This is a genomic window from Clostridium sp. (assembly GCF_050717515.1).
Lineage (GTDB): Bacteria > Bacillota > Clostridia > Clostridiales > Clostridiaceae > Clostridium_AD.
The window spans coordinates 76401-82896 of record NZ_JBOITL010000035.1; the positions used below are offsets into that span (position 1 = coordinate 76401).

The window sequence follows — 6496 nt, forward strand, 5'->3', positions numbered from 1 at the left end:
CAACTACCATTTCATGAATTTAAATCTTTGTAAATTATACCATTACTTTTTTTGTAATTCAATACAAAAATAGGTTTAAAAATTTATTATTACATATTAATTACATTTAGAAACTTAAAAAGCCTTGATATTACACTGTTGTGTAGTACCAGGGCTTATAAATCCTTTGACAACATTAATAATATTCAAACAGAAAATCCTAATCATTTTCCGACTAAAATCCCTGTCTTTTACCTTACTGTTTTTAACTTGCCACTTGCCATGTGGGTGGCACTTACTATCTCCGATATTTCTTCAATCACATAATCATACCCATCGACCTTCCCAAATCCATAGCTAGCAAATACAAAAGGTATGTTTGCGAGTTTTGCAGCATCACAATCTCCCTGCGTATCTCCTACGTATACAGGATGTTCAAGATTATTTCTCTTCATAATTATCTTAATGTTCTCACCTTTTACTAAACTTGAATTTCCTGCACATTCAAAGTCTTTAAAATATTTACCGAGTTTATGGTACTCAAGAAAGACTTCTATATATCCACATTGGCAATTACTTACTATGAATAATGAATAACTTTTAGAAAGTGTTTGTAGAATACTCTCTAGGTCCTTATAGAGCATGCCCCCTTCCTTTAGAAGTAATTTCCTTTCTTCTTCACAACAGAGTTGTAAAATCTTTGTTTGTCCAGCTTTATCTAAGTAAGGGAATAGTTTAGCACCTATATGCTGAACTTGTAGCCCCATAATACTTTGCAACACTTCCCTTGTAATAGGACTCCTAACTTCTTTATTATTTTGGCATACCATATCCCAAGCTTTTAGCACTGTCTTAGTTGAATCCCATAGTGTTCCATCTAAATCAAAAATAATCGAATCTATATTCATTGTTTATCTCCTCTATCATTTTCCTTGAGGGTGCCTGCAATTCTTATGTTTACCATTTTTATCAAACTTTTCTTTTAATTCTCTTTCAACAATACGTAACATACAGCTATACCTTGCATTTAACTATTCGTTCGGGCATTCACCTACTCTAGCTGCAATAATAACTGATAGATAATTCTGTATCATTTTTCTGGTAACATTCATTTGCATAAGATACAAATCTGCCAGCGTTTTCTTAAATCCTAAAAGCATTTCTCTATCCACCACCTCTATCGTCACAGGTGTATATTCCACTAGAAATACAGTTCTTGCAACATCATATAAAAAATCTCCATGACACACATTCATGAAATCTATAACCATTGTATGTCCATTCGATATTAATATATTACCTGGATGGAAATCACCATGACAAAGTGTATTTCCATCCAGAAGTTTATCTAACATTTTCAATACTTCTTCTCGTTTCTTTGAATTAGCTGTTGGCGAATTTAATATATTACATTTTAAAAATTCCTTGTAATTCGGTACATTACTAATCTTATTCTGGAGGATTGCCTTATGTAACTCTGCCATATATACTGCACATTCCTGCACATCACCTGTTCTCATAACCCAATCCAACAGGGATTCGCCCTCCACTCTATCATATATAATACCCATTCTCTCTTGGCAAAAAATAATTTCATATACCTTTGGTTTTGCAAAATCCATATTTCTTATTGCCTTTGCATTTTGAAACTCTCTTTCTACAGCTTCTTTTGAATAGCCTTGATAGAAAAGTTTAAGTACCTTGCCTTCTTCCCATTCATATACATTTGCAGTATTACCTATGCTAATTATTTTCCCATATTTCATTTATTTTTCTCCTGTTCTTCAAAGCATTAACTTATTTATTTAGTATACAAATGTTCATTTTCAACTCCATTGACTATCCATTTTATTGCATCAATTACTACCTGGGGCTTATCCTTCTGTATAAAATGACCGCTATCCTCAACAATAATATGTTTACTATAATCTGATAATGATACTAAGTCATTTTGATAGTTTAACCAGGTTTCTTCTGTAATGCTAGAAGGTTCTTCACCTTTATGGTCAGCGGTAAGGACAATTATTGGAATATTCCTTAATGCATCCTTTTCTCTTATTTCTTTTACTTGTTTGGCACTAATTAGTAACTCATCGAAAGTTTGTTCTTCACCAATCAATTGGCTTTTCACGATTTCTATTTCTTTTGAAGAAGAACGTTTCACCCTATCTTCAAATTGATTTTCATGTGAACAATCGACAAATACAATACCAGACACTTCTTTAGGATATGTACCTGCGAATAATCTTGCATTATAGCCTCCAATTGAATGCGCAACTATAATATAGGGGGCTTTAACCTTTGCTTTATTTAAAATAGTATGTAACTCGTGGACTTGGTCTAAGCTGCTTCTTGGTAAATCACCTGTATCACTATTTCCGAGACCTGCTCTATCATAAGAAAATGTTCTTGTGTTTTTTGAAATTTGATTTTGAACTACCTCCCAGTCAAAATGAGTACACCCTAGCCCTGATTCAAATACGACAGTTGGATCCCCTTTTCCATAACAATTCACATATAGCCTCGGCAATTTCGTTTCTTTTATTTTTATAAACATAGAATCCCCCTATAGATATTATATTTTATCCATGTGATGCATTAGTGTTATTTTATTGACTCAGCAATTTTCAGTAAATAGTCTTTACTTAAATCAGTTCCTGAAACATTGTAGTACTTGCCATTATTCCAAAACATTATTTGAACAGTATCGTTTGTTCTGCTTGATTCAAAGTCGGAAATATAGGCCTCCTTACCCTTTATTTTTACCTTTTTCCATTTTCCTAATAATTCGCCTGCTCCCCCCTTATCCTCTGTTTGAATTATGAATAAGGATTTAAATTTATCGCCCTTATAGTATGTAGTCAAGAGATGCTCAGTGGGTGGTACCTTGTTAGTGGTAGGAGCCTCAAAACTAAAATTTACTATACTAAGAGATTGCTTTACTTGTTTTAAATCACCTAAATCAATTGTAGGTTCCTCAATCTTAAAAAGAGTATATTCTTTTATTTTATTTTTATCATCTATAATTCTCTCATTTGATAATAACTTTACATATTTGTTTTCACTTTTAGAATATATTTCATCAATTTTAATCACTCTACCAGGATTTGTAATTATATTATTGGCCTTAATTATTTCTTCGTAACCTAAAGTTTGTAATGGATTTACTAAAACATTGAAATCAGATCTCTTTTGCCTAGGATCTTTCATTCCAGTGTCAGTCCAATGTCCAACCACCTTATTTTCGGCTATTAAAATGACTATGTCGTATTTTAATAAGGGGTCACCATTTTCAATTTCGCAAGTGTATATTTTGATTTTTTGACCCATATAAGTAGAAAAATCTAAGTTATCTTGTTTAGATAATTCATTTCTTTGTTTCAATAGCTCCCCAACTTTAATACCATCTTTAACGGCTTTAAAATCACTTGGAAGTTGAATATCTTCTATAGCCCCACTATTTACACTTCCCTTAAGATTCTTCTGGTTCAAGAAGTTTTGAACCACACTTTGATAATCTGATCCTGCAGCAGACTTCGCATCAGTATTAATTTGAGTTTGTAGGTAAGTGCTTTCAACAGCTTTAGGATTTACCAAACATACAAATGCGATTAAAGCTATAAGAAATGCCCCTATAATCGACCATTTAAATGACTTCCCTTTAAATGAACTAATCATACTAATTCTCCTTTTTAAATTTGATTTATTCGATAGTAACCCTACTCCATTCAATAAATTATGTGATTTTGAAAATAATCCAGCCATATTAATAATAGTACTACCATAATTGTTGTAACAATTAGGCTGCAGGTAATACAGTACCTTTTCATCACAAGCAAGCTCACAATCTTGTTGTATTCTATAAAAACAATACCAAATGATGGGATTGAACCAGTTAAGAGCAACTAATATAAGCATAATAGAATTTATCAATATGTCTTTATATTTCAGATGAATTAACTCATGCAAAAAAATATATTTTTTCTGCTCTCCAGTGAAATTATGAATTATTTTACTGGAGATTAATATTCGAGATTTAAACATTCCATATAAAGATACACCACTTATGTTACTTAAATATTTAATTGGTATATTACCCTTTATTCCTGTCATAACCTGACAGGAATTCAATATATAAAGTGTCTCTTTATCTTTACACACTTCTTGATTTCTTAATCTCTTATTAAAAATTATATTAAAAATAAATATAATTAATAATGTACTAACCATTACAATAAACCATATAATACTTGCTATGCTAAACAAGTCTAAATCCTCTGAATTTATATCTATTATATTTTCTACTGACACAGTAATGGGCTTATTTGTAATTGTATCGTTGGTATCTCTAACTACATTACTTTGTTCTACTTTACTGTTATTAATACTTGGTATGTTTAATGATACTTCAAAGTTACTTACTGTATTTGTAAAAATGTTAAATATGCTTAGTGGGCTTTGGTAACTATAGGGAATCGCAAGTCTTAATATAAGTAGCATCCATATATAATAGTGCCATGAAGCACTTAATTTATTTTTAAATAACTTCTTTATAATGATAATTATTATCGCTAAAAAGCTCCCCATCGCAGATGAAATAAGGATTGCCCTAAATAATAAATTAATAATCCCCAATAACCCTCTCCTCCTTAACCCCGTTTATTATCAAGCATTTTTTTCAATTCCTGAATATCTTCTTCAGTTAAGTCCACATCATTTATAAAGTTTTTTATAAACAATTTTTTAGAACCATTATAAATTTTATCAATTAGAGATTCTGTTTCTTCTTTTCTAAGCTGTTTCTCAAGTACTAGAGGATAATATCTGTAACTCTTTGATTCTTTTATAACTCCAACAGCACCTTTTTTTACAAGCCTGCTTAAAAACGTCTGAATTGTTGTTGGTCTCCATGTTGAATCGTTCTTTAAACTTTCAATAATTTCAGGTGATGTGAGTTTTTCGTTTTCCCATAATGTTTTCATAATAAGCCATTCCGCTTCAGTTATTTTTGTTAATTCTTTCAACTTAATACCTCCTACTACAGTTGTAGTTCATAATCTTATACTATACCTGCAGTTTCAATATGTCAATGGTTTACAAAAATGTATTTATTAAAAGCCTAACTATTCCATTGATATCTTGTTATATTTACAATGGTTTAATAAAAATATAAGCCACCCTAAATCTATTAATCACCAGTTACGTGCAGGGCATAGAAATAATTACCTTCTTGCGCTATGATGTAATATTTCTATTTTGAAGTCTATTATTTTGATGATTGGTTGATGATTTCCCCTTTTTCCTTGCCCCTTTCACGCAAACGCAAAAAAGCCAGGAAGATCTAATCATTTTCTGATTAAAAATCCCTGACTCTTAACATGACTTTTTTATAAACGGTGCAACTTTGTTATAAATGGTGTAACTTTATTACAAAGCTACAAATGCCTGTGTACGTTCTAAGAAAGTCTTTAAGTAAAATAGCCCTCAAAGCATTGATTCTCCGTAGTTACATTTTCTAACATTGTCATGAAAGTCTTTAAGTATAAAGTAGCTCATATTAATTTATATATATGTTATGTCTAAGAAACTCTTTAAGTGATTATTCACTCTTTATTAAGTTCTACATATATTAATTAGAAATTCCCATTAATATAGTTCTCCATATTTCATTTTCAAATTATTATCTGTATTTCTTTTTATGAGTATCCTCAACTGAAGTTGTAAGTTTTACTATACTTCCTGCCTTCAGATTCCGCATCTTCTGATAATCTATATGTAACAAAATAAACCTCTTATTAAATGTGAATTACGGCAAGGTAATTGTTTCAGTAGCTACTATATACAGTAAAAGTTATTTCTATTTAAACTTAAGTCCCAAATCCCCACATATATCTTTTGTTAATTTTGCAAGTGGTCTTTTACCTAAATCTTCGTTAATTATGTAATTTCCAAATATAGTTCTGTAAAGTTCATTTTCAGATAAAAATAAATCACCGAAATTTTCCATGAGTTCATTGATTCTACTTTCATCATACATTTTACTCTTTTGAATAATTTCTTGGACATAATCCATATGTATTTTATAAGTATCATCTATGTGAAATGTTTTTATTGAATTTTTAATCTTCTCCTCATTCCTACATCCTTGAACTGGTTTTATAACAATTTCAAATTTTGTAGAATTACCTAAAAGATACTCCGATGGAACCTCCAGCTATTATATTCAAGGTTAACTATAAGTACATCATATTTTACGATTTCGACTTAATAATACCATAATTTAGTATAAATATAAAAATTAGAGATATTCCAATCTTTATGTCCGTATATCTTCCTAAGTCGTCACAAGTAAAAATGCCACAAACTTTTATTGTTTGTGACGTCTAATATGAATATTGCGTCATATTATAGTTCGATTTTTTTTACTGCTTTATTAAGAAACTTAGCTTGCAGAAAATTCGTTTAATATTTATTTACTTTTTAAATTCTGTTAGTCCTCCGTCTATTACATTTACTA

The 6496-nt window shown here is 30.3% G+C and carries 6 protein-coding genes; all 6 read right to left on the reverse strand.

The features are described from left to right. Positions 1 to 230 precede the first annotated feature (230 nt). Complete coding sequence (locus tag ACREV6_RS19365; protein WP_431579686.1) at positions 231 to 887, reverse strand: HAD family hydrolase; 657 nt, start codon at positions 885 to 887, stop codon at positions 231 to 233. Between the two features lie 123 nt (positions 888 to 1010). Continuing rightward, positions 1011 to 1745, reverse strand: a complete 735-nt coding sequence (locus tag ACREV6_RS19370; RefSeq protein WP_431579687.1) for an aminoglycoside phosphotransferase family protein — start codon at positions 1743 to 1745, stop codon at positions 1011 to 1013. Between the two features lie 35 nt (positions 1746 to 1780). Then, positions 1781 to 2536: an alpha/beta fold hydrolase gene (locus tag ACREV6_RS19375; protein WP_431579688.1), complete on the reverse strand. Its 756-nt coding sequence runs from the start codon at positions 2534 to 2536 to the stop codon at positions 1781 to 1783. Positions 2537 to 2583: 47 nt separating this feature from the next. Further along, entirely contained in the window at positions 2584 to 4614 is a 2031-nt protein-coding gene (locus ACREV6_RS19380; RefSeq protein WP_431579689.1) for a M56 family metallopeptidase, read from the reverse strand. Between the two features lie 14 nt (positions 4615 to 4628). Continuing rightward, positions 4629 to 5003: a BlaI/MecI/CopY family transcriptional regulator gene (locus ACREV6_RS19385; RefSeq protein ID WP_431579690.1), complete on the reverse strand. Its 375-nt coding sequence runs from the start codon at positions 5001 to 5003 to the stop codon at positions 4629 to 4631. A gap of 833 nt (positions 5004 to 5836) precedes the next feature. Continuing rightward, complete coding sequence (locus ACREV6_RS19390; RefSeq protein ID WP_431579691.1) at positions 5837 to 6052, reverse strand: hypothetical protein; 216 nt, start codon at positions 6050 to 6052, stop codon at positions 5837 to 5839. Positions 6053 to 6496 lie beyond the last annotated feature (444 nt).

What these genes read in the sequence shown, in the direction of transcription:
- ACREV6_RS19365 (WP_431579686.1), bottom strand. Translation starts at nt 887, where the DNA reads ATGAATATAGATTCGATTATTTTTGATTTAGATGGAACACTATGGGAT.
- ACREV6_RS19370 (WP_431579687.1), bottom strand. Translation starts at nt 1,745, where the DNA reads ATGAAATATGGGAAAATAATTAGCATAGGTAATACTGCAAATGTATAT.
- ACREV6_RS19375 (WP_431579688.1), bottom strand. Translation starts at nt 2,536, where the DNA reads ATGTTTATAAAAATAAAAGAAACGAAATTGCCGAGGCTATATGTGAAT.
- ACREV6_RS19390 (WP_431579691.1), bottom strand. Translation starts at nt 6,052, where the DNA reads ATGGATTATGTCCAAGAAATTATTCAAAAGAGTAAAATGTATGATGAA.